Annotated in this window: 30 protein-coding genes; 17 read left to right on the forward strand and 13 right to left on the reverse strand. The window is 60.2% G+C overall.

Annotation, left to right across the window (positions count from 1 at the left end; all coding sequences use genetic code 11):
- The first annotated feature begins 91 nt into the window (after positions 1-91).
- From HX793_RS29170 to HX793_RS29180, 3 genes are read left to right on the forward strand one after another with little or no spacing between them, the layout of a single operon-like run.
- Positions 92-1,384, forward strand: a complete 1,293-nt coding sequence (locus HX793_RS29170; protein ID WP_016976366.1) for a CitMHS family transporter — start codon at positions 92-94, stop codon at positions 1,382-1,384.
- Between the two features lies 1 nt (position 1,385).
- Positions 1,386-2,711 (forward strand): acyclic terpene utilization AtuA family protein, encoded by a 1,326-nt coding sequence (locus HX793_RS29175; RefSeq protein ID WP_177053590.1) that lies wholly within the window; start codon positions 1,386-1,388, stop codon positions 2,709-2,711.
- On the forward strand, positions 2,708-3,022 hold the full coding sequence (locus HX793_RS29180; protein WP_016976367.1) for an AtuA-related protein: 315 nt from the start codon (positions 2,708-2,710) through the stop codon (positions 3,020-3,022). Before HX793_RS29175 ends, HX793_RS29180 begins: the two co-directional genes overlap by 4 nt.
- A 4-nt stretch (positions 3,023-3,026) precedes the next feature.
- Here HX793_RS29180 and HX793_RS29185 read toward each other — a convergent pair whose 3' ends face one another.
- On the reverse strand, positions 3,027-3,398 hold the full coding sequence (locus HX793_RS29185) for a glutathione S-transferase N-terminal domain-containing protein (protein WP_177053588.1): 372 nt from the start codon (positions 3,396-3,398) through the stop codon (positions 3,027-3,029).
- Between the two features lie 102 nt (positions 3,399-3,500).
- Positions 3,501-4,046 (reverse strand): GTP cyclohydrolase I FolE, encoded by a 546-nt coding sequence (gene folE, locus HX793_RS29190; protein WP_003175229.1) that lies wholly within the window; start codon positions 4,044-4,046, stop codon positions 3,501-3,503.
- Positions 4,047-4,228: 182 nt separating this feature from the next.
- Here folE and HX793_RS29195 point away from each other — a divergent pair, with 182 nt between their 5' ends.
- Complete coding sequence (locus tag HX793_RS29195) at positions 4,229-4,960, forward strand: zeta toxin family protein (protein ID WP_177095450.1); 732 nt, start codon at positions 4,229-4,231, stop codon at positions 4,958-4,960.
- The gene (locus HX793_RS29200) at positions 4,957-5,145 is read left to right on the forward strand and encodes a hypothetical protein (protein WP_177053586.1); all 189 of its coding nucleotides are present in this window, start codon (positions 4,957-4,959) and stop codon (positions 5,143-5,145) included. The genes HX793_RS29195 and HX793_RS29200 overlap by 4 nt, the downstream gene beginning before the upstream one ends.
- A gap of 52 nt (positions 5,146-5,197) precedes the next feature.
- On the opposite strand, the gene HX793_RS29205 is transcribed toward HX793_RS29200, so the two are convergent.
- From HX793_RS29205 to HX793_RS29215, 3 genes are all read right to left on the reverse strand, one after another.
- Entirely contained in the window at positions 5,198-5,755 is a 558-nt protein-coding gene (locus HX793_RS29205; RefSeq protein ID WP_016976371.1) for a Smr/MutS family protein, read from the reverse strand.
- A gap of 75 nt (positions 5,756-5,830) precedes the next feature.
- Positions 5,831-6,151, reverse strand: a complete 321-nt coding sequence (locus tag HX793_RS29210) for a hypothetical protein (protein ID WP_028617257.1) — start codon at positions 6,149-6,151, stop codon at positions 5,831-5,833.
- A 146-nt stretch (positions 6,152-6,297) separates the two neighbouring features.
- A complete protein-coding gene (locus tag HX793_RS29215; protein ID WP_016976373.1) occupies positions 6,298-6,888 on the reverse strand; it encodes a cysteine hydrolase family protein in 591 nt (196 codons plus the stop codon).
- 239 nt (positions 6,889-7,127) lie between these two features.
- Here HX793_RS29215 and prmB point away from each other — a divergent pair, with 239 nt between their 5' ends.
- A complete protein-coding gene (prmB, locus tag HX793_RS29220) occupies positions 7,128-8,036 on the forward strand; it encodes a 50S ribosomal protein L3 N(5)-glutamine methyltransferase (protein WP_016976374.1) in 909 nt (302 codons plus the stop codon).
- 34 nt (positions 8,037-8,070) lie between these two features.
- Here prmB and HX793_RS29225 read toward each other — a convergent pair whose 3' ends face one another.
- Positions 8,071-8,877: a hypothetical protein gene (locus tag HX793_RS29225; protein WP_177053584.1), complete on the reverse strand. Its 807-nt coding sequence runs from the start codon at positions 8,875-8,877 to the stop codon at positions 8,071-8,073.
- A 99-nt stretch (positions 8,878-8,976) separates the two neighbouring features.
- Positions 8,977-9,939: an alpha/beta hydrolase gene (locus tag HX793_RS29230; protein WP_177095452.1), complete on the reverse strand. Its 963-nt coding sequence runs from the start codon at positions 9,937-9,939 to the stop codon at positions 8,977-8,979.
- A 143-nt stretch (positions 9,940-10,082) separates the two neighbouring features.
- Here HX793_RS29230 and aroC point away from each other — a divergent pair, with 143 nt between their 5' ends.
- The 4 genes from aroC to HX793_RS29250 all read left to right on the forward strand — a co-directional run bounded on the left by aroC (position 10,083) and on the right by HX793_RS29250 (position 13,353).
- On the forward strand, positions 10,083-11,174 hold the full coding sequence (gene aroC / locus HX793_RS29235; RefSeq protein WP_016976377.1) for a chorismate synthase: 1,092 nt from the start codon (positions 10,083-10,085) through the stop codon (positions 11,172-11,174).
- 10 nt (positions 11,175-11,184) lie between these two features.
- Complete coding sequence (locus HX793_RS29240; protein ID WP_016976378.1) at positions 11,185-12,345, forward strand: MFS transporter; 1,161 nt, start codon at positions 11,185-11,187, stop codon at positions 12,343-12,345.
- Positions 12,342-12,872, forward strand: a complete 531-nt coding sequence (locus tag HX793_RS29245) for a 1,2-dihydroxy-3-keto-5-methylthiopentene dioxygenase (protein WP_177095455.1) — start codon at positions 12,342-12,344, stop codon at positions 12,870-12,872. The genes HX793_RS29240 and HX793_RS29245 overlap by 4 nt, the downstream gene beginning before the upstream one ends.
- Before the next feature lie 211 nt (positions 12,873-13,083).
- Positions 13,084-13,353: a response regulator transcription factor gene (locus HX793_RS29250; RefSeq protein ID WP_016976380.1), complete on the forward strand. Its 270-nt coding sequence runs from the start codon at positions 13,084-13,086 to the stop codon at positions 13,351-13,353.
- Between the two features lie 60 nt (positions 13,354-13,413).
- Here the strand turns inward: HX793_RS29250 and HX793_RS29255 are convergent, their stop codons facing one another.
- Positions 13,414-13,692 (reverse strand): DUF3509 domain-containing protein, encoded by a 279-nt coding sequence (locus tag HX793_RS29255; RefSeq protein WP_010208870.1) that lies wholly within the window; start codon positions 13,690-13,692, stop codon positions 13,414-13,416.
- 352 nt (positions 13,693-14,044) lie between these two features.
- Here HX793_RS29255 and HX793_RS29260 point away from each other — a divergent pair, with 352 nt between their 5' ends.
- From HX793_RS29260 to HX793_RS29280, 5 genes are all read left to right on the forward strand, one after another.
- A complete protein-coding gene (locus HX793_RS29260) occupies positions 14,045-15,871 on the forward strand; it encodes a long-chain-acyl-CoA synthetase (RefSeq protein WP_177095457.1) in 1,827 nt (608 codons plus the stop codon).
- A 96-nt stretch (positions 15,872-15,967) separates the two neighbouring features.
- Positions 15,968-16,483 (forward strand): ankyrin repeat domain-containing protein, encoded by a 516-nt coding sequence (locus HX793_RS29265; RefSeq protein ID WP_177095459.1) that lies wholly within the window; start codon positions 15,968-15,970, stop codon positions 16,481-16,483.
- Positions 16,484-16,525: 42 nt separating this feature from the next.
- The gene (locus HX793_RS29270; protein ID WP_177053579.1) at positions 16,526-17,056 is read left to right on the forward strand and encodes a hypothetical protein; all 531 of its coding nucleotides are present in this window, start codon (positions 16,526-16,528) and stop codon (positions 17,054-17,056) included.
- 68 nt (positions 17,057-17,124) lie between these two features.
- Positions 17,125-17,316: a PLDc N-terminal domain-containing protein gene (locus HX793_RS29275; protein WP_003172956.1), complete on the forward strand. Its 192-nt coding sequence runs from the start codon at positions 17,125-17,127 to the stop codon at positions 17,314-17,316.
- A gap of 357 nt (positions 17,317-17,673) precedes the next feature.
- The gene (locus HX793_RS29280) at positions 17,674-19,761 is read left to right on the forward strand and encodes an LTA synthase family protein (RefSeq protein ID WP_016976384.1); all 2,088 of its coding nucleotides are present in this window, start codon (positions 17,674-17,676) and stop codon (positions 19,759-19,761) included.
- A 163-nt stretch (positions 19,762-19,924) separates the two neighbouring features.
- On the opposite strand, the gene HX793_RS29285 is transcribed toward HX793_RS29280, so the two are convergent.
- Positions 19,925-20,077: a DUF3309 family protein gene (locus tag HX793_RS29285; protein ID WP_015885095.1), complete on the reverse strand. Its 153-nt coding sequence runs from the start codon at positions 20,075-20,077 to the stop codon at positions 19,925-19,927.
- 328 nt (positions 20,078-20,405) lie between these two features.
- On the opposite strand from HX793_RS29285, the gene HX793_RS29290 reads away from it, so the two are divergent.
- Positions 20,406-21,221 carry an SDR family oxidoreductase gene (locus tag HX793_RS29290; protein ID WP_177053577.1) on the forward strand — a complete coding sequence of 272 codons (816 nt, stop codon included), beginning with the start codon at positions 20,406-20,408 and terminating at the stop codon, positions 21,219-21,221.
- Positions 21,222-21,351: 130 nt separating this feature from the next.
- Positions 21,352-21,555: a carbon storage regulator CsrA gene (csrA, locus tag HX793_RS29295; RefSeq protein WP_016976387.1), complete on the forward strand. Its 204-nt coding sequence runs from the start codon at positions 21,352-21,354 to the stop codon at positions 21,553-21,555.
- Between the two features lie 2 nt (positions 21,556-21,557).
- On the opposite strand, the gene HX793_RS29300 is transcribed toward csrA, so the two are convergent.
- Genes HX793_RS29300 through HX793_RS29315 form a run of 4 tightly spaced genes read right to left on the reverse strand, consistent with a single transcriptional unit; the run spans position 21,558 to position 26,563 of the window.
- Positions 21,558-21,785, reverse strand: coding sequence for a YheU family protein (locus HX793_RS29300; protein ID WP_003192759.1), 228 nt, complete (start codon positions 21,783-21,785; stop codon positions 21,558-21,560).
- A 59-nt stretch (positions 21,786-21,844) separates the two neighbouring features.
- Positions 21,845-23,029, reverse strand: coding sequence for an osmoprotectant NAGGN system M42 family peptidase (locus HX793_RS29305; protein ID WP_016976388.1), 1,185 nt, complete (start codon positions 23,027-23,029; stop codon positions 21,845-21,847).
- A 24-nt stretch (positions 23,030-23,053) separates the two neighbouring features.
- The gene (gene ngg / locus HX793_RS29310; protein ID WP_177095461.1) at positions 23,054-24,787 is read right to left on the reverse strand and encodes an N-acetylglutaminylglutamine synthetase; all 1,734 of its coding nucleotides are present in this window, start codon (positions 24,785-24,787) and stop codon (positions 23,054-23,056) included.
- A gap of 3 nt (positions 24,788-24,790) precedes the next feature.
- Positions 24,791-26,563 (reverse strand): N-acetylglutaminylglutamine amidotransferase, encoded by a 1,773-nt coding sequence (locus HX793_RS29315; RefSeq protein ID WP_177058797.1) that lies wholly within the window; start codon positions 26,561-26,563, stop codon positions 24,791-24,793.
- Between the last annotated feature and the right edge of the window lie 275 nt (positions 26,564-26,838).

A 26,838-nucleotide genomic window follows, 5' to 3' on the forward strand; every position in this document is an offset into this window, starting at 1 on the left:
CGGGTGAATATTCCAATTTACAAAGATTAACCCGCTTCCAATACTCCGGGTAAAACAATAACCGGCCACCAAGGCCGCTCTGGAGTAACCCATGCTCGCTACCCTGGGTGTCATCACCATCCTGTGCCTGCTCGCTGCCGTCATGAGCAAACGCCTCTCGCCGTTGGTGGCCCTGATCGCCTTGCCGATCATCGCCGCGTTGCTCGGCGGGTTCGGTTTGCAAACCAGCGCCTTCATCATCACCGGTATCAAGAACGTCGCCCCTGTGGTGGGCATGTTTGTGTTCGCGATCCTGTTTTTCGGGATCATGACCGATGCCGGCATGCTCGACCCCATCATTGATCGCATCCTGCGCACGGTCGGCACGCGTCCTACACGCATTGTCGTAGGCACCGCGACCTTGGCGCTGCTGGTGCATTTGGATGGCTCCGGTGCGGTGACCTTTCTGGTGACGGTGCCGGCGATGCTGCCGCTGTATACACGGCTGGGCATCGATAAACGCATTCTGGCGTGTGTCTGCGCGATGGCAGCCGGGGTCAACTTTCTGCCGTGGACCGGCCCGGTGCTGCGTTCGTCGGCGGCTTTGCACGTGCCGGTGGCGGACTTGTTCCAACCACTGATCCCGGTGCAGATCGTCGGCCTGATCTTCGTTTTCGCCTGCGCCTGGTGGCTCGGCCGTCGCGAAGAAAAACGCCTGGGTCTCGGCGCCGGCTCCACGGTGGATGCGGTGCCACAGCGCGTACTCAGTGACGATGACATCAAGCTGCGTCGCCCGCGCCTGTTCTGGGTCAACCTGATTCTGACCGTGTTGGTGATGGTGGTGATGATTGCCGGCTGGGTCGATCCGGTGGTGATGTTCATGCTCGGCACCGTGGTGGCGCTGTGCATCAACTACCCGAACGTTGATGCCCAGCGCGCCCGCATCGACGCCCACGCCAAGACCGCCCTGACCATGGCCAGCATTCTGCTCGCCGCCGGGGTGTTCACCGGGATCATGCAGGGCACCGGCATGCTCAAGGCGATTGCCGAGGTGGCGGTGGCGCAGATTCCTGCGGGCCATGGCAAGTTGATCCCGGCGGTGGTGGGCTTTATCTCCATGCCGCTGAGCATGTTGTTTGACCCGGATTCCTACTATTTCGGCGTGATGCCGGTGATCGCTGAAGTCGGCAAGGCCCTGGGCGTCGACCCGCTGCAAGTGGCCCAGGCCTCGCTGCTGGGCGTGCACACCACCGGCTTCCCGGTCAGCCCGCTGACCCCCGCGACCTTCTTGTTGGTGGGCCTGTGCAAGATCGAACTGGCCGATCACCAGCGCTTCACCATTCCGTTTCTGTTTGCCGCGTCGGTGTTGATGACCCTGACCGCGTTGCTCCTGGGAGTTATTTGAGATGAAAACCTTGCGCATCGGTTCCGGCGCCGGCTATTCCGGAGACCGTATCGAACCTGCTGTGGAACTGGCCGAGCAGGGCAACCTGGATTACCTGGTGTTCGAATGCCTGGCCGAACGCACGATTGCTTTGGCGCAACAGGCGCGGATCAGCGATCCCGAGGGCGGTTACGACCCGTTGCTGAGCGAGCGCATGCGCCGCGTGCTGCCGTTTGTAGGCGTAAGGGCCGGGCGTCGTCGCCTGCGGGTGATCACCAATATGGGGGCGGCCAATCCGGTGTCGGCGGCTGATGAGGTGCGGCGAATTGCGCGTGAACTGGGCCTTGCACTCAAGGTCGTCGCGGTGGTCGGCGATGACGTGTTGGAGGTGTTGAAACCTGAGCTTCTGCTGGATAACGGCCAGACGGTCGGTTCCTTGGGTGAGCGGCTGATTTCTGCGAATGCCTACTTGGGCGTCGACGGCATTCTACAGGCGCTGCACGCTGATGCGGACGTGGTGATCACCGGGCGCGTGGCCGACCCATCACTGTTCCTGGCGCCGCAGATGTTTGAATTTGGCTGGGCGGCGGACGATTGGCAGCGCCTGGGGCGCGGCACGTTGGTGGGGCATTTGCTTGAATGTGCCGGGCAAGTCAGCGGCGGCTATTTTGCAGATCCTGGCTTCAAGGATGTGGAGGACCTGGCTCGCCTGGGTTTCCCCTTGGCCGAGATCACTGCGGACGGTGAGGCGGTGATTACCAAGGTAGCTGGGTCCGGCGGGCGGGTCAGCTGTGCGACCTGCACCGAACAGCTTATCTATGAAGTGCACGACCCGGCGGCGTACCTCACGCCTGACGTGACGGCCGATTTCTCTCAAGTGGGCTTCGTTGAGGAAAGCACTGATCGCGTGCGTGCCCAAGGTGCGGACGGCCGTATACGCCCCGAAAAGCTGAAGGTCAGCGTCGGCTATCTGGACGGTTGGATCGGTGAAGGGCAGATGTCCTACGGTGGTCCCGGTGCTGTCGCACGGGCGCAACTGGCGCGGGATGTGGTCCTCAAGCGTCTTGAGTTGATGGGCGTGAAGATGCAGGACGTGCGTGCCGAACTGATCGGCATGGACTCGCTCCACGGCCCGCGCAGCCGTGTCGAACCCTGGGAAGTGCGCCTGCGCGTGGCCGCACGCTGTGAAGATCGCGGTGAGGCAGTGCGGGTTGGCAATGAAGTGGAAACCCTCTACACCAACGGCCCGTCGGGCGGCGGCGGCGCCAGCAAAAGCGTGCGTCAGGTGGTGGCGGTAGCGTCGTTGTTGCTGCCGCGCGATAAGGTCAACCCGAGGATCGAAGCATGAAGCTACAGATGCTGGCCCATTCCCGCACCGGGGATAAGGGCGATACGTCGAACATTTCGATCATTGCCTATCGTGCCGAGGATTACCCACTGCTGTGCGAACAGTTGACGGCCGAACGTGTTGCCGAGTTTTTCGCGGGTTTGCGTGAGCCAGGCGCGGCGCCTGTACGGCGCTATGCATTGCCGAATGTGCAGGCGCTGAACTTCGTGTTGCCGGGCATCCTGCGCGGCGGCGTCACCCGTTCGCTGGCGCTGGATGCCCATGGCAAGTGCCTGGGCTCTGCGCTGCTGGAATTGTCGATTCAGCGGTAGGCGGTCAAACCCCAGCGAAGCGCTTGTCCAGATAATCAATGATCACCTTGGAGTCATACATCCAGTTGGTCTGGCCATTTTCTTCGATACGCAGGCACGGCACCTTGATCTTGCCGCCTTGCTCCAGCAGGGTCTGGCGGTCCTGCTCGTTGTTCTTCGCATCTTTCAGCGCGACGGGCACATTCAGGCGGTGCAGGGTGCGGCGGGTCTTCACACAGAACGGGCAGGCGTGGAACTGATACAGCGTCAGCTCCTTGGCCGCAGCATTCACCTGTGCCTGTTGCTCGGCAGAACGCTGCTTTTTGCGTGGGCGGGTAAGAAAGTCGCCCGCGATGATGACGTGGCCGAGGCCCACTCGAAGTGCTTTGACGAACATGGCTGAAACCTCTTGCCCATGAAGAAGGGGCCGCAGCTTACCTGATTTTCTGCAGACGAAAAAAAACCGGCGATGAACGCCGGTTTTTTTGTGCGCAGCCTGTTACTTGATCAGGCTGAGAAATTCGCTGCGGGTGGCCGCATTTTCGCGGAACTCACCCAGCATCACCGAGGTGATCATCGACGAATTCTGCTTCTCCACACCGCGCATCATCATGCACATGTGCTTGGCTTCGATCACCACGGCCACGCCCAGGGCGCCGGTCACTTGCAACACGGCATCAGCGATCTGGCGGCTGAGGTTTTCCTGGATCTGCAGGCGGCGCGCGTACATGTCGACAATCCGCGCAACCTTGGACAGGCCCAGCACTTTGCCGCTCGGGATATAGGCCACGTGGGCCTTGCCGATGAACGGCAGCAGGTGGTGTTCGCACAGCGAGTACAACTCGATGTCCTTGACCAGCACCATTTCGCTGTTGTCGGAGCTGAACAAGGCACCGTTGGTGACTTCTTCCAGAGTCTGCTCATAGCCGCGGCAGAGGTACTGCATCGCTTTGGCGGCACGCTTTGGCGTGTCGAGCAGGCCCTCGCGGGAAACGTCCTCGCCGAGTTGGCCGAGGATCGCGGTGTAGTTTTGTTCCAATGTCACAGGACTGTTTCCGTATGGGTTTCAGAACGGTACGGTGTATGCCTGTACCAATGTGAAGCGTTTTTCAGCGCGGATGCCGCATTGAGCGCTGGTGATTGGCGCATATAGTAGCGTAGGTGCGCCGACAGTTGTATTCCTGGGCGATGCCGATGTTAGAGTCGGCCTCCGTTGAGGGGGACGTGATGACACCATTGGAACGAAGCATTTCTGAGCGTGCGGTGCTCTTTGCCAAGGAAAACCGGACACGAATAGCCCGGCAATTGGCCTGCTTGAAAAGGTATCCGGCTGACGAATTTCCTGTATCAGTATTCATGGCTGGCTCCCCAGGCGCAGGCAAGACAGAGGTTTCGAAGTCTTTTATTCGCTTGATGGAAGCGAGTGGTGCCACAGCTCTTCGGATCGATCCTGACGACTTTAGAGCGTATTTTCCGGAATACACAGGTGGGAACTCGAGTCTTTTTCAGCGGGGTGTAACCGTTATCGTTGAGCGGACCATCGATTTGGTTTATCAACAGCGCCAATCGTTTCTTCTGGATGGGACACTTGCGAGTCTTGATGTGGCCAGAAAGAACATTCAACGCGCGCTCGATAAAGACAATCGAACGGCTCAAATCATTTACGTTTATCAGAAGCCTGAGCTGGCATGGGAGTTTGTGATGGCACGGGAGGCTATCGAAGGGCGAAACATTCCCTGCAATGAGTTCGCTCGCCAGTTTTACGCATCAAAGTCAACGGTTTGCCAGTTAAAGAGAGAATTTCAGGGGCGTCTTCAAGTCGACGTGTTGATCAAGGACACGGATGGTAGCGATGCAGAAATAGGCATCGACCTTTCAGCCGAGGAAATTGACGAGTTAGTCAGGCAGCCCTACCATCCAGATCAACTTGAGAGAATTTTGACCGGAGCAGCCTTATGAAAGGCGAAATCACGGAAACGGTAGAAAGCTATACAGCAATGACTATGTCAGACTTTTTCCGGAACTGTTCGGTAGAGGAAAAACGCGCGGTGTATCGAAGCGCGGCCAATACTGCGATTACGATGCAAAAAGCCGTGATTTCTTTAGCGAAAGAAAAGAGATCTCGGGAGTTTGGTGATAGCTAGGCATTTAGCCCCGAACAAAAAAGCCCAGCCTCAGCGCTGGGCTTTTTCATGGTTACTCGTCGCGCCCTTCCATCATCGTACGCTTGAGCATCACATACACCGCCCCCGCGCCGCCGTGGCGGGCCTGGCATGAGGTAAAGCCGAGGACCTGGGCATGCTGGCGCAGCCAGGTGTTGACGTGGCTTTTGATCATCGGGCGCTTGCCATCCAGCCGCACGGCCTTGCCGTGGGTGACGCGCACGCAGCGGATTTCGAACTTGGTGGCTTCGGCCAGGAAGGCCCACAGGGTTTCCCGGGCTTTTTCCACGTTCATGCCATGCAGGTCGAGACTGCCTTCGAACGGGATCTGGCCGGCCTTGAGCTTGCGCATCTGGCTTTCCTGCACGCCATCGCGGGCCCACATCAGCTCGTCTTCAGGGCCGACATCGATCACGAACTGGTCCGACAGGCCGTCCACGGTGGTGGCGTCAGTGCGCACGGTCGCGGCCTGGCGCAGCTTGGCGATCTGCGCGCGGTCGGCCTTGGGTTTGCCGGTGTCGGCGCGGTCGTGCTTGATCGGCTTGACGCCGCGCAGCTCGTTTTTGAACAGGGAAAAATCGTCGTCTTGCATGTTGGCCTCCGCGAAGGGCGGGCAGTTTACCTAAATCGCGGCGGCCAGGGCGCAGGAAACGCTATCCAAGCGCCATCAGTCGTGCTTTTTCATCAGGTGTGAAGCGATGTTCAGCGACAACGGCTGACGCATTTTCCGACGGCTGCGCCGCCATAACCATACGCCCAACCACAGCACCAGCAGCCCGATCACCAACAGAATCGCCGAGCCGCCAGGGCTGGCATTCAATTCACCAAGGGCCGGCGAGTGACCAAACAAACCGGCGCCACCAGCGCCGGCCAACAGCAGACCAACTATCGCCAGCAGCGCGGCAATGCCGGCCACCAGACGCAGACGCCAGTTGCTCGGGCCCTTGGGGCGCAAGCGACGAGCGTCAAAACCATCGGATATCTTCATTCCGACCTTTCCTCCAGGGTATCGGCCCTTCGACCGGACAATACACAGGTTGTTCCGGGGCGAGGGGTAAATGCGCCAAATGAAAGGGCTTTGCGGATGAGCGGGGCCGTAAACAGGCCGCACCGCTCATCAGAAGGTCGATCAGATCAGATCAGATCTTTGGTCAACGCCAGGGTGGCGAAGTTGTCGGCCATGATGGCCATTTCGGTTTGCTGCACATGCTCGGCGCTGAGGATGCCGCCTTTGTAAGGCAGGTCACGGGTGGCGCAGGCGTCTTCCACGAGGGTGCAGCGAAAGCCCAGGTTCTTGGCGGCGCGCACGGTGGTGCTGACGCTGGAGTGGCTCATGAAACCGCAGACGATCAGGTCCAAGGAGCCGAGGTCCTGCAAGTGTTTTTCCAGGCCGGTGCCATGAAAGGCGCTGGGCAGCAGCTTGCCGATGATGGTTTCGTCGCCTTCAGGCTCAAGGCCCGGAATGAATTCGCCGCGCTCGCCCTGTGGGTCGAACAGACCACCCACGGTGCCCAGGTGACGTACATGCACGATCGGGCGCCCGGCGTTGCGGGCGGCTGACACAAGTTGCTTGATGTTGCCGACGGCCGCGTCCATGCCTGAGAGGGCGAGCGGGCCGTTGAGGTATTCCTTCTGGGCGTCGATGATCACGAGGGTCGCATGGCTGAGGTTCGCTGCTGCGTAACCACGACCGCTGAGTTGAAACATCGTCTTTGGAACGGACATTCTGGGGCTCCTGTGAGGGGGGCTTTTGCGACATTGTCCACTGGCTGAGCGGTTCTGTGAATCGCTACCATCGTAAGGTACGCCGTTGTTGACGTGCAGCCATGTCAAGAGGTGGGCCTGTTTAACACAATGATGGCAATTTGGATGAAATCCGACGGATGGCGGCGGGTTTTCGTACATCGTCGGTACAGGTGAAGGCTGTTAGAATCGCCAGTCGTTTTTTCCAGGAGCTTGCCCCCGTGACCACTTCCCGCCTGCGCACCTTGCGCGACCATATCCGTTGGGCTGTCAGCCGTTTCCATGGGGAAGACCTGTTTTTTGGCCATGGCACCGATAATGCCTGGGACGATGCCCGGCAACTGGTGCTCGGTGCCTTGCACTTGCCGTGGGAAATTGCCGACAGCTACCTCGACTGCAACCTGGAAGAAGAGGAAGTCGCCCACCTGCAACGCTTGTTGCATCGCCGCATCCACGAACGCGTGCCGACCCCCTACCTGATTGGTGAGGCCTGGTTCTGTGGTATGTCGTTTATCGTCGATGAGCGCGTGCTGATTCCACGTTCACCGATCGGCGAACTCATCGAAAACCGCTTCGAACCCTGGTTGGCGCAGCCGCCGGCGCGGATCCTCGACTTGTGCACCGGTTCCGGTTGCATTGGTATCGCGTGCGCCTATGAATTCCAGGACGCTGAAGTGGTGCTGGGGGATTTGTCCTTCGAGGCCTTGGAAGTGGCCAACCAGAACATTGAGCGCCATGGCGTCGATGAGCGTGTCTACACCGTGCAGGGTGACGGTTTCGATGGCCTGCCGGGTCAGCGCTTTGACTTGATCGTGTCCAACCCGCCGTATGTGGATGCCGAAGATTTCGCCGACATGCCCGACGAATACCAGCACGAACCGGAACTGGGCCTGGCGTGTGGTGACGACGGCTTGAATCTGGTGCGGCGCATGCTGGCCGAAGCGGCGGACCACCTGACCGAGAAGGGGTTGCTGATTGTTGAAGTGGGTAACAGCCAGGTGCACGTGGAGGCGTTGTACCCGGAAGTGGACTTTGCCTGGCTGGACTTCCAGCGCGGTGGTCACGGGGTATTCATGTTGACGGCTGAGCAGTGCCGTCAACATCAGGCGGTGTTTGCCGCCCGCGTTTAATCCTTACCCGCAGGGCGTCCGATAAACAGGGCGCCTAGCGGTGTGTCGCAATCCAGATCAACAACCCCGCCTGAAACACCGTAAACGCCACCAGGCAGGTGATGGTAAAGCGCAACCCGCTGTCCTCACGCTTGAACTTGGTGACTTTTTCCTCTTCCTTGCGCAGCTTCACTTCCTGCTCCAACAGATTCTGCTCGGCCTGTTGCAGCATCTGCGCCGCTTCCAGAATCTCGACGAACTGCACTTTTTCAGTGTTCCAACTGTCCAGCACATCACTGACCTTGCCCGGCTGCACGTTACCCTTGAGGTGCTGCACATCGGCATAAGCCACATCAAAGCCCTGGATGCGCAGGAAGTGATCGCGACGCAGGCGGGTGGCTTCGTTCAGCGCATCTTTGTTGGCCAGGTCAACGCCGTCGACGCGGTAGTGCGACCACTTCTTTTTCGCCCATGCGGCCCCCTGGGCCACCAGGAAACGACCGATGCCACGGTTGGCTGGTTCGATTTCCAGGCTGTTACCGGGGCCGAAGTGCACGCGATGTTTATCGTGGTCAACCCAGATATCCAGGTGATTCTGTTCACGGCGCACGCGCTGGCCGGGCAACTGGATGACCATGCGCAGCAAGCTGTGGTGTTTGTCATTGCGCTCGGCATAGCCGAACTGCACGAAGCGCAAAGGCCGCACGCCGGTGGCGCGGTCGGTGGCCAGGGGCGCCAGGCGCAGCATCTTGAAATGCTCAGCCTGGACATCCGCCCACGGTAGGGGCGCCGCGTCGACGGCCTCGGTTTTGTCAGCCGGGGTTTCGGCGGTGGATTCCGGTGTTGCTTCAGTGGTTGTCATGCGGCGCGATCCTGTCCAAGCCCAGCGAGTCGACAGTCTTTTTACTGTCGACTCTGGGCTTATCGGCCGCTTTCCCGAGGACTGGAGGCAAATTGTCGCTTAACGGGGTTGAAGTCCGTCGATAAAGCGCACCAGGCGGTTGCCCAGCTCGGCGGCAAGGGGCAGTTGCGGGTCGTTGTAGGAGGCCAATTGCTGTTTCACATTGTTGGGCACGATGCGCATCACGTGGTTCATGCCCTCGATCAGTACGAGCTGCGCGTCGGGCTTGGCCTTTTTCAGTTGCTGGGCATCGCCCACACCGACCTGGATATCGTTGGTGCCCTGGATGATCAGTGCCGGCATGTTCAATTTGGCAAAGGCTGCCGAAGGATCGGCACGGAACAGGCTGATCAGATACGGCTGCACACTGGGTCGGAAAATGCCTTCCAGCGGGCCAGGCACATCCGCGTCCACTTGGCCGGCCTTGAGGTGATCGAGGATTTGGTTGCTGCGCAGCAGCAGGGCAGGGGGCAGGTGATCGGCCAGTTGTTGGCGGATGACTTGATCCACCGGGCGCGCGCTGCCGGACAGCGAGACCACGCCCGCCGGGTCCAATTGCGGCGCGGCGAGGGTCGCCACCAGCGCACCTTCGCTGTGGCCCAGCACAATCAGCGGGCCCATGCGTTTGTCGGCCTTGAGCAATTTGCCCCAGGCCACGGCGTCGGCGACGTAGGCGTCCAGGGTCAGGTTGCGTTCGTCGGGGGTGGCCGCCAGGCTGGCCGCCACGCCGCGCTTGTCGTAGCGCACGCTGGCGATGTTATGCCGCGCCAGCACCCAGGCCAGGCGTTTGAGGCTGTCGTTGCGCGCGCCGTCGGCACTGTTGCCGTTGCGGTCGGTAGGGCCGGAACCGGCGATGATCAGCACCACCGGTACTGGCTTGTCGGATTTGGGCAGCAAGAGCGAACCAAACAGCTCGCCGCTACCGGTGTCGAGGCTGATAGGCCGTTGCAGCACCACAGGGGAGGCGGCGAAGCCCAGGCTGGAAAACAGGGTGAGGGTCAAAAGCAGAACTCGCAGCATCATCGCGCCATTATGAGAGAGGTGCCGGTTGGACCAAGGTCTACCGCTAAGGTTTCGAGGATGAACTACTCGGTTAGCCTGCGTATACTGGCCGCCTTAAGTTATTACGGTTGACTTGATTCAACTGATTTCACGGAGCGCCCTGCATGTCCGGCAATACCTTCGGCAAGCTGTTCACTGTCACCACCGCGGGCGAAAGCCATGGCCCGGCGTTGGTCGCCATTGTCGACGGCTGCCCGCCAGGCCTCGAGCTGTCCCTGGAAGACCTGCAGCGTGACCTCGACCGCCGCAAGCCCGGCACCAGCCGTCACACAACCCAGCGCCAGGAGCCCGACGAAGTCGAGATCCTCTCCGGCGTGTTCGAAGGCCGCACCACCGGTTGCGCCATCGGCCTGTTGATCCGCAATACTGACCAGAAGTCCAAGGACTACTCGGCGATCAAGGACCTGTTCCGCCCGGCCCACGCCGACTACACCTACCACCACAAATACGGCGAGCGCGACTACCGTGGCGGTGGCCGCAGCTCGGCACGCGAAACCGCGATGCGCGTGGCGGCCGGTGCCATCGCCAAGAAATACCTGGCGACGCAGGGCATTGTGATCCGTGGCTACATGAGCCAATTGGGCCCGATTGAAATCCCGTTCAAGACCTGGGACAGCGTGGAAGACAACGCCTTCTTCAGCCCCGACCCGGACAAGGTGCCGGAACTGGAAGCCTACATGGACCAGTTGCGCCGCGACCAGGACTCCGTCGGCGCCAAGATCACCGTGGTCGCTGAGGGCGTGAAACCTGGCCTGGGTGAACCGATCTTCGACCGCCTCGACGCGGAGCTGGCCCATGCGCTGATGAGCATCAACGCGGTGAAAGGCGTGGAAATCGGCGCCGGTTTTGCGTGTGTGTCCCAGCGCGGCACCGAGCACCGCGACGAGCTGACCCCGGAAGGTTTCCTCAGTAACAACGCGGGCGGCATCCTCGGTGGCATTTCTTCCGGTCAGCCGATTGTGGCGCACCTGGCGCTCAAGGCGACGTCGAGCATCACCACGCCGGGCCGTTCGATTGATGTGCACGGCAACCCGGTGGACGTGATCACCAAGGGGCGCCACGATCCTTGTGTCGGCATCCGTGCCACACCGATCGCCGAGGCAATGATGGCCATCGTGTTGATGGACCATCTGCTGCGCAACCGTGGGCAGAATGCCGATGTTCGCGTGAGTACGCCGGTGCTGGGCCAGCTGTGACGGGTCGGCTGTGACAGCCCTTCCGTACTGGCGCCTCTCCAGCTTCTACCTCTTCTACTTCGCCCTCCTGGGGGCGACGGCGCCCTTCCTGGCGCTGTACTTCGACCACCTGGGGTTCTCCAGCGCGCGCATCGGCGAGTTGGTGGCCATCCCTATGCTGATGCGCTGCGTGGCGCCCAACCTGTGGGGCTGGCTGGGCGACTACACCGGCCGGCGCTTGGCCATCGTGCGCTTTGGCGCGGTGTGCACGCTGGTGAGTTTTTCGCTGATCTTCATCAGCCATACCTACGCCTGGCTGGCGCTGGTCATGGCGCTGCATGCGTTCTTCTGGCATGCGGTGCTGCCGCAGTTTGAAGTGATCACCCTGGCGCACCTGCAAAAACAGACCTCGCGCTACAGCCAGATCCGCCTGTGGGGCTCCATCGGCTTCATTCTCACCGTGGTGATCATGGGCCGCCTGTTCGACTGGCTGAGCCTGGACATCTACCCGGTGGTGGTCGTGGTGATCATGGCCGGCATCATCGGTGCCAGCCTGTGGGTGCCGAATGCGCAACCTGTCAGCCACGGCAATCGCCTGGCGGGTGACGGTTTTCTAAAGCAATTGCGCAGCCCAGGCGTCCTGGCGTTTTATGCCTGCGTGGCGCTGATGCAGATGAGCCATGGCCCGTACTACACCTTTCTCACGCTGCACCTCGAACACTTGGGCTACAGCCGGGGTGTGATCGGGATGTTGTGGGCGTTGGGGGTGGTGGCGGAAGTGCTGATGTTCCTCGCCATGAGCCGCATCCTCTCGCGCTGTTCGGTACGCCGGGTGTTGCTGGCGAGTTTCTTGCTGGCGGCACTGCGCTGGCTGCTGCTGGGCTCGTTTGCCGAGTTTTTCTGGGTGCTGTTGCTGGCGCAGGTGATGCACGCCGCCACCTTCGGCAGCTTTCATGCGGCGGCGATTGCCTTTGTGCAGCGCAGTTTCGGTGACAGGCAACAAGGCCAGGGCCAAGCGCTGTATGCAGCGCTGGCCGGCACTGGCGGCGCATTGGGCGCTCTGTATTCAGGCTACAGTTGGAACCTGTTGGGGCCGACCCTGACCTTCAGCATCGCCAGCATCGCTGCCCTGGCGGCCGCCGTTATCATCGGTTTTCGATTGCAAGAGCAGAACCAAGGAACCCTTCAATGAGCTATGTCGCTGTCTACTCCGTCGCTACACCGGATACGCCGAACAAGGTCCTGACCCATTTTGAGGACATCGCCGCCATCCTGGCCGAGCATGGGGTGCGTTTTGAGCGTTGGCAGCCCGGCCCGGTCGAGAAGGGCGCCAGCGATGGCGAGTTGATTGCCGCCTGCCAGGCGCAGATTGATCAGCTCGGCTACAGCGCAGCTGAAGTGATGAGGGATGCCGGCGACCCCGCGCAGAACGCCGAATTACGAGGGCAGTTTCTCGATGAGCGCCGCTACAGCGAAGACGATGCGCGTTTTTTCCTTGCCGGCCAGGGCCTGTTCGCGCTGCATATTGGCGATTACGTATACGCCATACGTTGCGAGAAAAACGACCTGCTGGTGATCCCGGCCGGTGTGATGCATTGGTTCGACATGGGTGATAACCCGCACTTCGTGGCGTTGCGTTTATTCAATACCGCGAAAGGGTGGAATCCTGAATTCACCGGTGACGATATTGCCCACCGTTTTCCCGGATTGGATGATTAATCGCCAGCGATCAGAAACTTCAACCCCCGCATATTGGAAGTTGTTGTGGGAAGAAACTTAAGCTCCTGTAGGGGCTTGCTGTTTATTGTAGGGGGCGCGTTTTAATCCCACGCCTTATGTAACTCTCTTCGGCAATAACGTTTATATCATCCGTCAATAGGAGGAATCCGAAGGGTGATAGGACGTCAGCCAATAAAAAGGAGAGAAACCAATGAGAGGCCCAGGGGAATCGTTCCAGGCGCCGTATTCGGTGCCCAACGCTGTCAGGCGGCGCATTAATCTGGCGGGCAAGAGACTCACGCCTACGGAGTTGGAAATACTGCGCTGGGCCTCGGAAGGCAAGACGGTGTGGGAGATCAGCCAGATACGCGCCACGTCTGAAGCCACGGTTAAATTCCATTTGCGCAATATCTACGGCAAATTGGAAGTCAGCAACCGTGTCCAGGCGATGAACGAAGCGGCGCGCAAAGGGCTTTGCTGAATGCATGAAAAAAGGGCCGCGACACCCAAGGGTGTCGCGGCCCTTTGCTTTACCTGCTGCTTAGGCCGAGTGGTAGGTCGGCAGGGCAAAGCGGTTCTGGCTTTGCAGCATCGAAATCTGTGGCAGGTCGCTGGCTTGTTCAGCCAGGTCGCGACGGATGGCGCTGATCACCCAAGTCAATTGGTCGGCCGTGTGCAGTTGCTGGTAGGAAATCGAGCGCTTGACCTGCTTGCCTTCGCTGTTGCGCAGGGTCAACAGGATGCCACCGTCGGGACGTGGCTGGGTGGTGACGTCGTAGTTGGAGAATACTGAAGCGAATTTATCTTGGATCAGGCTCATGTCTATCAGCTCCGTTGGCTCAAGTTGGCAAGCATGGAGTGATAGGTGCAGTGATTGTGCCAGCTATCGATTTTTCAAAATAACGTTATAAATCAGTAAGATATAAATTTTACAGATTTTCGATTTCGTGCAATTTGCATGAATGGCCATCATGCATCCTGCATTTTGCGTGGCTCGACAGGGTCGACCGGACGCACCATTACCTTTAAAGACTGCATCCGCGTCGCTGAATTCCTTTTTTCAGCGGGCGTTCATCGGGATACAAAACTTTTCAAATCCTGCGTGTACAGCCGAAGAGAGGCTGACGTACTTTCCTGCAAGGTTTACGAAGAATAAGAAAAAGGACGTTCCCATGAGCCATTCGCAAAACGACATGATCACCTGGGGCATGATGCTGCGTAAGGTGCCCGCCATTGTGCGCGCCCTGCCACGGGTGGTGCGCGGCATGCGTGCCGCCAACGTCACCGACCCTCAGCAGCCCTGCGGCCTGGGCTGGCACTTCGAGCAGGCCACCTTGCGCAATCCGCAGGGCACCGCCTTGTTGTACGCCGACCGCGTGCTCAGCTACACCGAGGCCAACCAATCCGCCAACCGTATCGCCCACCACTTACAGGCCCAGGGCATCCGCAAGGGCGATGTAGTGGCGATGTTTATCGAAAACCGTCCCGAGTTGCTGCTGAGTGTATTGGCCGTGGCCAAGCTGGGTGGTATCTGCGCCATGCTCAACACGGCGCAGACCCAAGCGGCGCTGGTGCACAGTCTGAACCTGGTGAGCCCGGCGGCGATTGTGGTGGGCGCGGAATTGGTGGCTGCCTATGACGCCGTGCGGGATCAAGCGGGCATTCCTCCGGACCGGTCCTGGTTTATCCCGGACCAGCAGGCCATTGTGGCGCCCCAGGGTTATATCGACTTGATGGTCGCCAGCGCCGACGCCCCGGTGGATAACCCGGTCAGCACCGCGCAGATCTTTTTCAACGATCCTTGCTTCTATATCTACACCTCTGGCACCACCGGCTTGCCCAAGGCCGGCATCATGAAACATGGCCGCTGGACCAAGACCGCCGTCAGCTTCGGCAGCATCGCCCTGGACATGGGCCCGGACGATGTCCTTTATTGCACCTTGCCGCTGTACCACGCCACCGGCCTTTGCGTGTGTTGGGGATCGGCGATTGTCGGGGCCGCCGGGTTCGCCATCCGGCGCAAGTTCAGTGCCAGCCAATTCTGGGATGACGCTCGCCGGTTCAAGGCGACCACCCTGGGTTATGTCGGCGAATTGTGCCGTTACCTGCTCGATCAACCCGCCAACCTCAACGACCGTGATCACGGTGTGACCAAGATGGTCGGCAATGGCCTGCGTCCCGGCGTGTGGGCGCAGTTCAAGGCGCGCTATGGCGTCGAACATGTCTGCGAGTTGTATGCCGCCAGCGACGGCAATATCGGGTTCACCAACATTCTGAATTTCGATAACACCGTCGGCTTTTGCCTTCAGCACTGGGCGCTGGTGGACTACGCTCACGACAGCGGTGAGCCGATTCGTGGCAGCGATGGCTTCATGCATAAAGTGAAGACCGGTGGGCAAGGCCTGCTACTGGCCAGGATCGATGAAAAGTCGCCCTATGACGGCTACACCGACCCGGAAAAGAACCGCAAGGTGATCCTCACCGACGTATTCGAGAAGGGCGACCGCTACTTCAATACCGGCGATCTGGTGCGCAGCATCGGCTTTGGCCATGCGCAATTTGTCGACCGCTTGGGCGACACCTATCGTTGGAAGGGTGAGAACGTCTCCACCACCGAAGTGGAGAACGTGCTGCTGCAGCACCCGCAGATCGCTGAAGTGGTGGCCTACGGTGTGGAAATCGAAAACACCAACGGCCGCGCCGGCATGGTTGCCATCACCCCGAGCGAATCGCTGGCCTCGTTGGATATGCGTGAGTTGCTGCAATTCGCCCACGGCCAGTTGCCGCACTACGCGGTGCCGTTGTTCCTGCGTATCAAGGTCAAGATGGAAACCACCGGTACGTTTAAATACCAGAAGGTGAAGCTCAAGGAGGAGGCGTTCGATCCGCAGAAGGCAGGCAATGACCCGGTCTATGCCTGGTTGCCCGGCTCGGACTGCTATGTGCCGGTCACTGGGCAGCTATTGGCGCAGATCCAGGGTGGGCACTTTCGTTATTGAATATGCCTATGGAGGCTTTTGACAAAAAAACCATGACAGGTGGGAACTCCCTCGCGACACTGGGCGCCATATAGAGGACCAGACAAGGAGCCCCACATGTCAGACCAAGCCAAACAAATGACCGATGACGAAGCCGCAGAATTTGCCGAGCAGGTGTTCGACGTCGCCCGCCGTGGCGATGCCGCTATGCTCGCTGCGTTGCTGGCCAAAGGCTTGCCGGCCAATTTCCGTAATCACAATGGCGACACCCTACTGATGCTGGCGGCCTACCACGGCCATGCCGACGCGGTGAAAGTGCTGCTGGAATTCAAGGCTGACCCGCTGATTGCCAACGACAAGAACCAGTTGCCGATGGCCGGCGCAGCGTTCAAGGGCAACCTGGAGGTGGTCAAGGCACTGATCGAAGGCGGCGCGCCAGTGGATGCGTCGTCCTCCGATGGCCGTACGGCATTGATGATGGCAGCGATGTTCAACCGCGTGGAAATGCTCGACTACCTGCTTGGCCAGGGCGCCAACCCCAAGGCGACTGATGCCCAAGGCGCAACCGCGTTGGCGGCAGCACACACCATGGGCGCAGCGGATACGGCGGCGAAGTTGCAGAAACTGGTGTAGGCTACCCGCCCTCGAAAACCCGCCCGCCACAGGACCACACCCATGAAAACCGCCCTCGTCGAACTCATCAGCAAAATCAGCGCCGGCGTCATGAGCGAGGACGAAGTGGCGCGCATTGCCGATGAAGCGGCCCAGGCCTACGCAGATCCTGTGGCGTTTATGGCGGCCAACCCGGATATCAACTACGACGACAGCTTCCCGATTCCGTTGGGGGAGTGGGTCGTCGTCGGCAGCCTGCCGGAGACCGTGTTGTTCCAGGCCGACACCTACGGCGACCTGTTCGCGCAGATCGTCGCCTCGTTCGGTCCGGGCGTGGCGTTCAACCTCAAGCCCAAGCAGCTTGCGAAGACTGAGGACCTCACGGCGCTGAACCGCATCCAGATCCAGATGAGTGCCCTGAGCCCCGAAGACGGCGGCTATGTGCTGCTCAATTTCAGCCAACTGCTGGATGACGAGATCCAGGCTGTGCTGGTGTACGGTAACGATCTGCCACGCGTGCTGGCGCTGTGCGCCGAAGTGGGCATCAAGGGCGAGCCGTCCCTGGAAGCGCTGAAGATCGCCGTTCACGTCTGAAATAAAACGGAACCCCCACCAGGGCTGGCTATCCTACAAGTGCATGCCCTCACTTTAGGAGCGACACCATGGGTTCCACTTTTAATGGCTTGATCGGGCTGATCATCCTGGCGTTGGATATCTGGGCGATCATCAACGTGTTCAAAAGTGGCGCGAGCACGGGCGCCAAGGTGCTGTGGATCCTGTTGATCCTGCTGCTGCCGGTGCTGGGGCTGATCATCTGGGCAATCGCCGGACCGCGGGGCAACGTGCGGATCTGATTATCCAATCGATCTAGACTGGGCACAGTCCATGTGGGAGCGGGCTTGCTCGCGAATGCAGTCTATCGGTCACGGATGTTTCGACTGACACACTGCATTCGCGAGCAAGCCCGCTCCCACATTGGTTTCAGCACATCATTAGATTTATGTTTCGAAATATTCGCTGCACAGAATTTTCACATCCCATCCAAGACAATTCGCCGGCTTTATCTCCCGCCAGGGCTCTATCCTAGCTGCCACTAAAGGCGGGGCAGCGGTGCACGTTCAGTAATTAATAGCCTTGCTGCCATTGATCGGGCACCATTCGCGCCACCGCACTACTTTGTCACTTAAACTTCCAATGGGTCCTAAAACGACATGGCAAACCCGGACGCCCTGAATCAGCAGCGAGCTTCAAATCGCTTGCTGCAACCGACCGTCAAATCCCATCTGGCGTATACGCTGCTCTGTGCACTGGTCATGATGGTGATGTTCTCCCTGCTGCGCCTGGCGCTGCTGGTGTACAACCGCGAAATGATCCTCGACACGCCGGCCTCGACCTTCCTGGAAGCGTTCGCCAATGGCACGCGCTTCGACATCCGCTTCGTGATGTACGCGTTGATCCCGCTGCTGCTGGCGCTGTTCAGCGTCCGCGCCATGGCTGCGCGTGGGTTCTTCCGTCTGTGGCTGACCGTCGCATCCAGCATTGCCCTGTTCCTGGGCCTGATGGAAATGGACTTCTACCGTGAATTCCACCAGCGCCTCAACGGCCTGGTCTTCCAGTACGTGAAGGAAGACCCGAAAACCGTGATGAGCATGCTCTGGTACGGTTTCCCGGTGGTGCGCTACCTGCTGGCCTGGGCCGTAGGTACGCTGATCCTGAGCATGGCCTTCAAAGGCGCCGACCGCGCAACGCGCCCACGCGGGCCGTTCAGCGGTGGCAGTATCGGCACCCGCCAAGTGGCGCCGTGGTACACCCGCATTGCGGTGTTTGTGGTCTGCCTGTTGATCGCTGTGGTCGCCATCCGTGGCACCCTGCGCCAGGGCCCGCCGCTGCGTTGGGGTGACGTGTACACCACCGATTCGAACTTCGCCAACCAGTTGGGGCTCAATGGCACGCTGTCGTTGATCGGCGCGGCCAAGGCGCGGTTCTCCGAGCACCGTGACAACACCTGGAAAGCCACACTGGAGCAGCCGCTGGCGACCCAGACCGTGCGCGACATGCTGGTGTTGCCGACCGAAAAACTGGTGGATACCGACACCGCCGCCGTGCGCCGTGAGTTCACCCCGCCGGCCGAGAAAACCCTGCCGATCAAGAACGTCGTCGTGATCCTGATGGAAAGCTTCGCCGGTCACTCGGTAGGCGCCCTGGGCCGTCCGGGCAATATCACGCCGTACTTCGACAAACTGTCCAAGGAAGGCCTGCTGTTCGACCGCTTCTTCTCCAACGGCACCCACACCCACCAAGGTATGTTTGCCACCATGGCGTGCTTCCCGAACCTGCCGGCGTTCGAATACCTGATGCAGACCCCGGAAGGCAGCCATAAGCTGTCGGGCCTGCCGCAGTTGCTCAGCGCGCGCAAGTTTGACGATGTGTATGTGTACAACGGCGATTTCGCCTGGGACAACCAGTCGGGCTTTTTCAGCAACCAGGGCATGACCAACTTCATCGGTCGTAACGACTTCGTCGACCCGGTGTTCTCCGATCCGACGTGGGGCGTGTCCGACCAGGACATGTTCAACCGTGGCCTGGAAGAGTTGAAAGCCCGTGAAGGCGGCAAGCCGTTCTACGCCCTGCTGCAAACCCTGTCCAACCACACACCGTATGCCTTGCCGACGCCATTGCCGGTGGAGAAAGTCACGGGTCGTGGCAGCCTCGACGAGCATTTGACGGCGATGCGCTACTCCGACTGGGCCCTGGGTCAGTTCTTTGAAAAGGCCCGCAAGGAGCCGTACTTCAAGGAAACCTTGTTTGTGATCGTGGGTGACCACGGTTTTGGTAACGAGCAACAAATCACCGAAATGGACCTGGGCCGCTTCAACGTGCCGATGCTGATGATCGCACCGGGCATGCAGGAGAAGTTCGGCGAGCGTGACCACACCGTGGGCACCCAGATCGACATCGTGCCGACCATCATGGGCCGCCTCGGTGGCGAAACCCTGCACCAGTGCTGGGGCCGCGACCTGCTGAACCTGCCGGAAGGCGACAAAGGCTTCGGCGTGATCAAGCCGTCGGGCAGCGATCAGACCGTGGCGCTGGTCACCGGCGATCGTATCCTGGTACTGCCGAAGGAAATGCCGCCGAAGCTGTGGGAATATGAGCTGGGTGCCAACCCGACCGGTAAGGTGATTGCCGAATCGCCGGACGAAGGTGCACTAAGACAGAAACTGGAGTCGTTCCTGCAGACGGCGACCAAGAGCCTGTTGGATAACACCGCCGGCGTAGTTGACGGTAAGCCGGACTAATTAACCGGCAATAAAAAAGAGGCCTTTTAGGCCTCTTTTTTTTGCTTGGTTTTCTGTAGGAGCGGGCTTGCCCGCGAAAAACGTAAGGACAACGCGTTTATTCAGAAACTCCGTGTCGCCGTTAACGATCTTCGCGAGCAAGCTCGCTCCTACAGAGGCGCTTTTATATCCGACCGAGCAACAACAGCACCAGCAGTACTACCAGGACAACACCGAGGATACCCGACGGGCCATAACCCCAGTTGCGCGAGTGAGGGAAGACTGGCAGACCACCGACCAGCAGGAGGATCAGGATAATGATCAGAATGAGGCTCATGGTTTTTTTCCTTATTGGCCTTCTGTAAAGACCGGTTATTAACGATAGGCCCGCTAGTTGATTCACGAACGCCTTAACAACTCCGACTGTGGCCCACCGCGGAAAATTCAGTATTTTTTTAAAGCATTTCGCAAACATACTTATTTCTTTTAATGCGTTCGCAACTTCGCGTTGTTAGTTGAAAAATATTGAACTTAGGCTATAGGCGAGTATCCGACCCAGCTGCAGGTTTGCCGGGGGCATTCATCACTCTGATGGTGGATGGGAGTAGGAAAAACCTTCGCTACACTGCCGGTCACTTCTTCCGTGAACCACAAGGCTACTTGCTATGCAAAATCGCATGATGATCACTGGCGCCGGGTCGGGCCTGGGCCGCGAAATCGCTCTGCGCTGGGCCCGTGAAGGCTGGCAGTTGGCCTTGTCGGACGTCAGCGAACCCGGCTTGCAGGAAACCCTCAAGTTAGTACGCGAGGTGGGTGGCGACGGGTTTATCCAGCGTTGCGACGTGCGCGACTACAGCCAGCTCACCGCGTTTGCCCAGGCTTGCGAAGTGAAACTGGGTGGCATCGATGTGATCGTCAACAATGCCGGCGTGGCCTCCGGTGGGTTCTTTGCCGAATTGTCCCTGGAAGACTGGGACTGGCAGATCGCAATCAACCTGATGGGCGTGGTCAAGGGCTGCAAGGCGTTCCTGCCGCTGCTGGAAAAGAGCAAGGGCCGCATCATCAACATCGCGTCCATGGCCGCGCTGATGCAGGGGCCGGCGATGAGCAACTACAACGTGGCCAAGGCCGGTGTGGTTGCGCTGTCGGAAAGCCTGCTGGTGGAACTCAAGCAGCAGGAGGTCGGCGTGCACGTGGTGTGCCCATCGTTCTTCCAGACCAACCTGCTCGACTCGTTCCGTGGGCCGACCCCGGCGATGAAGGCCCAGGTAGGCAAGTTGCTTGAGAGCTCGCCGATCTCGGCGGCGGACATTGCCGACTACATCTACCAGCGCGTCGCAGAGGGCGAGTTCATGATCCTGCCCCACGAACAGGGGCGGATGGCGTGGGCGTTGAAACAGAAGAACCCGCAGTTGCTCTATGACGAGATGACCACCATGGCCGACAAAATGCGCGCCAAAGCGCAGGCGGCCAAGGGCTGATCAGGTAGTGGTCTGTCAGGCAATTTACCTCTCTTTGTAGGTGGTGCCTGTTTTCGCCGCAAGCCATTGCTGCGGTCCACCCGGTGAGTGCATGGTCGAAGTCCTTTCACTATTAAAAAGGACAACCGCCATGCTGGTCTTAAGCCGCGCTGTAGGCGAAGTCATCTCCATCGGCGATGACATCGCCGTGCACATCCTCGAGTTGAACGGTAACCAGGTGAAATTCGGCGTTGGCGCGCCGACCGGGGTGCAGGTTCATCGAGCGGAGGTGTACCAGAAAATCCTCGAACGCCAGGGCGCTGCCACTCATCCGGTGCCCGTGCCTAACCTCTGACGTCAGTCGAACAGATGCTTGGGCACATCGTGCTTGAGCATCAACTGGCACTGCTCGCTTTCCGGGTCGAAGACGATCAGCGCCTGACCCTTGGTCAACGCCTGGCGCACGCGCAGTACACGGGTCTCCAAGGGCGTGTCGTCGCCGTTGTCGGTGCCATCGCGGGTGACGAAGTCTTCGATCAGACGGGTCAGGGTGTCGACTTCAAGTGCGTCGTAGGGAATCAGCATACAGGCCTCGGGTGATGGATCCCGGCGATGCTACTGTGCCGGGACCCCAGTTGCCAGCCTCAGGACTTGTTGCCCACCAGGCTGTCTACCGACGGCACGCGTGTATCGCTCTCCATCTGCGTCTCGTGTTCGATTTGATGACTGAACCGATCCAGGGAGCCCTGGGCCGGTTGTGCATCGCTGGCGAACACCGGCGGGCTGAGGATGTAAGCGCCCAGCAAACGACTCAGGGCCGCGAGACTATCGATGTGGGTGCGTTCGTAGCCATGGGTCGCATCGCAACCGAATGCCAGCAAGGCGGTGCGGATATCGTGGCCGGCGGTGACCGCCGAGTGTGCGTCACTGAAGTAATAGCGGAACAGGTCGCGGCGCACGGGCAGTTCATTCTCCGACGCCAGGCGCAGCAAATGCCGCGACAGGTGATAGTCATACGGCCCGCCGGAATCTTGCATCGCCACGCTCACCGCGTGCTCGCTGGAATGCTGGCCGGGGGCGACTGGGGCAATATCGATGCCGACAAACTCACTCACGTCCCAGGGCAGGGCGGCTGCCGCACCGCTGCCAGTTTCCTCGGTGATAGTGAACAGCGGATGGCAGTCGATCAACAAGGGTTCGCCACTGTCGACGATGGCCTTGAGCGCGGCAAGCAGGGCGGCGACCCCGGCCTTGTCATCCAGGTGGCGGGCGCTGATGTGGCCGCTCTCGGTGAATTCCGGCAGCGGGTCGAAGGCCACATAGTCACCGATGCCAATCCCCAGGGAATCGCAATCGGCGCGGGTCGCGCAGTAGGCGTCGAGGCGCAGTTCCACGTGGTCCCAGCTCACCGGCATTTCATCCACGGCGGTGTTGAACGCATGCCCGGAGGCCATCAGCGGCAACACGCTGCCACGGATCACGCCGTTATCGGTAAACAGGCTGACGCGGCTGCCTTCGGCAAACCGGCTCGACCAGCAGCCTACGGGCGCGAGGCTCAGGCGGCCGTTGTCCTTGATTGCCCGCACGGCAGCGCCGATGGTGTCCAGGTGGGCGGACACGGCGCGGTCGGGGCTGTTTTTTTGGCCTTTCAAGGTCGCGCGGATGGTGCCGCGACGAGTCATTTCAAAGGGAATGCCCAGCTCCTCAAGGCGCTCGGCCACGTAACGCACGATGGTGTCGGTAAACCCAGTGGGGCTGGGAATGGCGAGCATTTCCAACAGGACTTTTTGCAGGTAATTCAGATCCGGTTCGGGGATGGTTCGGCTCATAAAGACTCCTGGGGTTCGGATCGTTCAGCTATGGGGAAACAGCAAATCCACAAATTTCTCCGCGGTAGGCTGCGGTTCATGATTGGCCAGGCCGGCCCGTTCATTGGCTTCGATAAACACGTATTCGGGTTGATCGGCGGCGGGCACCATCAGGTCCAGGCCCACCATGGGGATGTCCAGGGCGCGGGCGGCGCGTACGGCGGCGTCCACCAGCGTCGGGTGCAGGATCGCGGTGACATCTTCCAGGCACCCGCCGGTGTGCAGGTTGGCGGTGCGGCGCACGGCCAGGGTCTGGCCACGGGGCAGGATGCTGCTGTAGTCGAAACCGGCGGCTTTCAAGGTGCGTTCGGTTTCGGCATCCAGGGGGATTTTGCTTTCACCGTCGGTGGCGGCCTGGCGACGCCGGCTCTGGGTTTCGATCAGCGCGCCGATGGAATGGTGGCCATCGCCGGTCACCTCGGCAGGGCGACGGATTGCGGCGGCGACCACCTCGAAACCGATCACCAGGATGCGCAGGTCCAAGCCTTCGTGAAAGCTCTCCAGCAACACACGGCTGTCGAACTGGCGCGCCGCTTCAATGGCCTGTTGCACCTCTTCGATGCTCTGCAGATCCACCGCCACGCCCTGGCCTTGCTCGCCGTCCAGCGGCTTGACCACGATGCGCTGGTGCTCGTCGAGGAACTCCAGGTTGTCATCGGCGCTGCCCGCCAATTGCTGCGACGGCAATTGCAAACCGGCGGCTTTCAGCACTTTATGAGTCAGGCTTTTATCCTGGCACAGGGTCATGCTGATCGCGCTGGTCAAATCGCTCAGGGATTCACGGCAACGCACGCGACGCCCGCCATGGCTCAGGGTGAACAAGCCCGCATCTGCGTCATCCACTTGCACGTCGATACCACGCCGATGGGCCTCTTCGACAATGATCCGCGCATAGGGATTGAACCCCGCCTGCGGGCCCGGGCCGAGAAATAGCGGCTGGTTGATGCCGTTCTTGCGCTTGATCGCAAAGGTGGTCAGTGCGCGAAAGCCGAGCTTGGCGTAAAGGTTCTTGGCCTGGCGGTTATCGTGCAACACCGACAAGTCCAGATAGCTCAGGCCACGGCTCATGAAGTGCTCCACCAAATGGCGCACCAACACCTCGCCCACGCCGGGCCGCGTACATTGCGGGTCGACCGCCAGGCACCACAGGCTGCAACCGTTTTCCGGGTCGTGAAAGGCTTTTTGATGATTCAGGCCCATGACGCTGCCAATCACTGCGCCGCTGTCTTCATCTTCCGCCAACCAATACACCGGACCACCTTGATGGCGCGGCGTGAGGCGTTCGGCGTCGACCGGGAGCATGCCGCGCCCTTGGTAGAGCTGATTCACTGCCAGCCAGTCCGCCTCGGTCTGCACCCGGCGAATGCGGAAACCGCGAAACACCCGAGTGGCAGGGCGATAGTCGCTGAACCACAGGCGCAAGGTATCGGACGGGTCAAGGAACAATTGCTGCGGATCAATCCCCAAAATCTGCTGGGGCGCCGCCACGTACAGGGCGATATCCCGCTCGCCCGGCTGCTCATTGAGCAATTCCTGGGCGAGGCTGGCAGGGTCCGGAAACGTATGGCCGATCAACAACCGTCCCCAACCGCAATGCACGGCGATGGGGTCTGCGCTCAACGGGCTGCCGTCTTCGGCCAGCCGGGCCTGCAGGCGCTCGTACGACGGCGCCTGGCCCTTGAGCAAGCGTTGGCTGTAAGCCGCTGCATGGGGTTTCATCGATCAGATTCCTTGTTCGCTGAGCCACAGGTTCAGCGCCGCCAGTTGCCACAGTTTGGAGCCGCGCAGCGGGGTCAGCTGGCCTTGCGGGTCGGTGAGCAAGCGGTCGAGCATGGCCGGGTTGAACAGGCCGCGATCCTGGCTCGGGTCCAGCAGCAGTTCACGCACCCAGTTCAGGGTATCGCCCTGCAAGTGCTTGAGCCCCGGCACCGGGAAGTAACCTTTCTTGCGGTCGATGACTTCGCTCGGGATCACGCGGCGCGCGGCTTCTTTCAAGACTTGCTTGCCGCCGTCGGGCAGCTTGAATTTGCCGGGTACGCGGGCCGAGAGTTCCACCAGGCGGTAATCCAAGAACGGCGTGCGCGCTTCCAGGCCCCAGGCCATGGTCATGTTGTCGACGCGTTTGACCGGGTCGTCTACCAACATCACTGTGCTATCCAGGCGCAGGGCTTTATCTACCGCTGCGTCGGCCCCCGGCATCGCAAAATGCTCGCGTACAAAGTCACCGGCGGCGTCGTTGGCAGTCAGCCATTTCGGCGCGACAGTGGCGGCGTAGTCGTCGTAGCTACGGTCAAAAAAAGCGCCGCGGTAAGCGGCATACGGGTCGCTGGCGCCATCCACCTGCGGGTACCAGTGGTAACCGGCAAACAGTTCATCCGCACCCTGGCCGCTCTGCACCACTTTGCAATGCTTGGCCACTTCCCGCGACAGCAGGTAGAAGGCGATGCAGTCATGGCTGACCATCGGCTCGCTCATGGCGCGGAAGGCCGCGGGCAGTTGCTCGATGATCTCGCTTTCGGCGATGCGCAGTTGGTGGTGGTGGGTGCCGTAGTGCTTGGCGATCAGGTCCGAGTATTGGAATTCGTTGCCCGCTTCGCCACCGGCATCTTCAAAGCCGATGGAAAACGTCGACAGATCCTGTACGCCCACTTCGCGCAGCAGGCCGACGAGCATGCTCGAATCGACGCCACCGGAAAGCAGCACACCCACATCCACGGCCGCACGTTGGCGAATGGCCACGGCTTCGCGAGTGCTGTCGAGCACGCGATCGGTCCAGTCTTCGAGAGTGAGGTTTTTTTCATCGTCGTGTGGTCCGTAGGGCAGGGTCCACCACACTTTCTGCTCGGTCTTGCCGCTGGCGTCGATGCGCAACCAACTGGCCGGCGGCAGTTTTTCGATGCCGGCGAGCAAGGTACGCGGTGCAGGCACCACGGCGTGGAAGTTCAGGTAATGGTTAAGCGCAACCGGATCCAGGATCGGATTGATGTCGCCGCCTTTAAGCAGTGCCGGCAGTGCCGAAGCAAAGCGCAAGCGCTGGCCGGTACGCGATAGGTACAACGGCTTCACGCCCAGGCGGTCACGGGCAATAAACAGGCGCTCGGCGTCACGCTCCCAGATCGCAAAGGCAAACATGCCGTTGAGCTTGGGCAGCAGCGCTTCGCCCCACGCGTGATAGCCCTTGAGCAGCACTTCGGTGTCGCCGCCGGAATAGAAGGCGTAGCCCAGGGCTTCCAGCTCTTCACGCAGTTCCGGGAAGTTATAGATCGCGCCGTTGAAGGCCAGGGAAAGGCCCAGGTGCGCATCGACCATCGGTTGGGCCGAGCCGTCGGACAGGTCCATGATTTTCAGGCGTCGATGGCCCAAGGCAATTGGCCCTTGGGCATGAAAGCCCCAAGCGTCGGGGCCACGGGGGGCCAAATGGTGGGTGATGCGTTCTATCGCTGCCAGGTCGGCAGGTTGTTGATCAAAACGTAACTCGCCAGCTAATCCGCACATAAATTCCTTACCGGTTTTTCCGTTGGGGAGGGGAAAGACTCAATACGCCCAAAGGGCGCGTACCCAGAAACTGACACACGCCTATCCTGGGAGTTTTAGAACAATCGGTTATAAGGCAAAGAGCCTTGACCGCCTTTGAACTCCTCTGCGGACGGCGTGGCATCAAGCAAAAAGGCGGTACATAGCGCTGGGAGTTATGCAAATAGTGCGGGAGTTGGGCGCCTGATCTGCCCAGTATTTGCGTCAATCAGCAGTGGGATCGGCCTTATCGTTGG

It is taken from the genome of Pseudomonas reactans (assembly GCF_013387025.1).
In the GTDB taxonomy this organism is placed as follows: Bacteria; Pseudomonadota; Gammaproteobacteria; order Pseudomonadales; family Pseudomonadaceae; genus Aquipseudomonas; species Aquipseudomonas reactans.

Excerpts from the sequence above, each read along its gene's own strand:
- HX793_RS29170 (WP_016976366.1), top strand. The coding sequence starts at position 92 with ATGCTCGCTACCCTGGGTGTCATCACCATCCTGTGCCTGCTCGCTGCC.
- HX793_RS29175 (WP_177053590.1), top strand. The coding sequence starts at position 1,386 with ATGAAAACCTTGCGCATCGGTTCCGGCGCCGGCTATTCCGGAGACCGT.
- HX793_RS29180 (WP_016976367.1), top strand. The coding sequence starts at position 2,708 with ATGAAGCTACAGATGCTGGCCCATTCCCGCACCGGGGATAAGGGCGAT.
- HX793_RS29185 (WP_177053588.1), bottom strand. The coding sequence starts at position 3,398 with ATGTTCGTCAAAGCACTTCGAGTGGGCCTCGGCCACGTCATCATCGCG.
- HX793_RS29195 (WP_177095450.1), top strand. The coding sequence starts at position 4,229 with ATGACACCATTGGAACGAAGCATTTCTGAGCGTGCGGTGCTCTTTGCC.
- HX793_RS29200 (WP_177053586.1), top strand. The coding sequence starts at position 4,957 with ATGAAAGGCGAAATCACGGAAACGGTAGAAAGCTATACAGCAATGACT.
- HX793_RS29205 (WP_016976371.1), bottom strand. The coding sequence starts at position 5,755 with ATGCAAGACGACGATTTTTCCCTGTTCAAAAACGAGCTGCGCGGCGTC.
- HX793_RS29210 (WP_028617257.1), bottom strand. The coding sequence starts at position 6,151 with ATGAAGATATCCGATGGTTTTGACGCTCGTCGCTTGCGCCCCAAGGGC.
- HX793_RS29215 (WP_016976373.1), bottom strand. The coding sequence starts at position 6,888 with ATGTCCGTTCCAAAGACGATGTTTCAACTCAGCGGTCGTGGTTACGCA.
- HX793_RS29225 (WP_177053584.1), bottom strand. The coding sequence starts at position 8,877 with ATGACAACCACTGAAGCAACACCGGAATCCACCGCCGAAACCCCGGCT.
- HX793_RS29230 (WP_177095452.1), bottom strand. The coding sequence starts at position 9,939 with ATGATGCTGCGAGTTCTGCTTTTGACCCTCACCCTGTTTTCCAGCCTG.
- aroC (WP_016976377.1), top strand. The coding sequence starts at position 10,083 with ATGTCCGGCAATACCTTCGGCAAGCTGTTCACTGTCACCACCGCGGGC.
- HX793_RS29245 (WP_177095455.1), top strand. The coding sequence starts at position 12,342 with ATGAGCTATGTCGCTGTCTACTCCGTCGCTACACCGGATACGCCGAAC.
- HX793_RS29250 (WP_016976380.1), top strand. The coding sequence starts at position 13,084 with ATGAGAGGCCCAGGGGAATCGTTCCAGGCGCCGTATTCGGTGCCCAAC.
- HX793_RS29255 (WP_010208870.1), bottom strand. The coding sequence starts at position 13,692 with ATGAGCCTGATCCAAGATAAATTCGCTTCAGTATTCTCCAACTACGAC.
- HX793_RS29260 (WP_177095457.1), top strand. The coding sequence starts at position 14,045 with ATGAGCCATTCGCAAAACGACATGATCACCTGGGGCATGATGCTGCGT.
- HX793_RS29265 (WP_177095459.1), top strand. The coding sequence starts at position 15,968 with ATGTCAGACCAAGCCAAACAAATGACCGATGACGAAGCCGCAGAATTT.
- HX793_RS29270 (WP_177053579.1), top strand. The coding sequence starts at position 16,526 with ATGAAAACCGCCCTCGTCGAACTCATCAGCAAAATCAGCGCCGGCGTC.
- HX793_RS29275 (WP_003172956.1), top strand. The coding sequence starts at position 17,125 with ATGGGTTCCACTTTTAATGGCTTGATCGGGCTGATCATCCTGGCGTTG.
- HX793_RS29280 (WP_016976384.1), top strand. The coding sequence starts at position 17,674 with ATGGCAAACCCGGACGCCCTGAATCAGCAGCGAGCTTCAAATCGCTTG.
- HX793_RS29285 (WP_015885095.1), bottom strand. The coding sequence starts at position 20,077 with ATGAGCCTCATTCTGATCATTATCCTGATCCTCCTGCTGGTCGGTGGT.
- HX793_RS29290 (WP_177053577.1), top strand. The coding sequence starts at position 20,406 with ATGCAAAATCGCATGATGATCACTGGCGCCGGGTCGGGCCTGGGCCGC.
- csrA (WP_016976387.1), top strand. The coding sequence starts at position 21,352 with ATGCTGGTCTTAAGCCGCGCTGTAGGCGAAGTCATCTCCATCGGCGAT.
- HX793_RS29300 (WP_003192759.1), bottom strand. The coding sequence starts at position 21,785 with ATGCTGATTCCCTACGACGCACTTGAAGTCGACACCCTGACCCGTCTG.
- HX793_RS29305 (WP_016976388.1), bottom strand. The coding sequence starts at position 23,029 with ATGAGCCGAACCATCCCCGAACCGGATCTGAATTACCTGCAAAAAGTC.
- ngg (WP_177095461.1), bottom strand. The coding sequence starts at position 24,787 with ATGAAACCCCATGCAGCGGCTTACAGCCAACGCTTGCTCAAGGGCCAG.
- HX793_RS29315 (WP_177058797.1), bottom strand. The coding sequence starts at position 26,563 with ATGTGCGGATTAGCTGGCGAGTTACGTTTTGATCAACAACCTGCCGAC.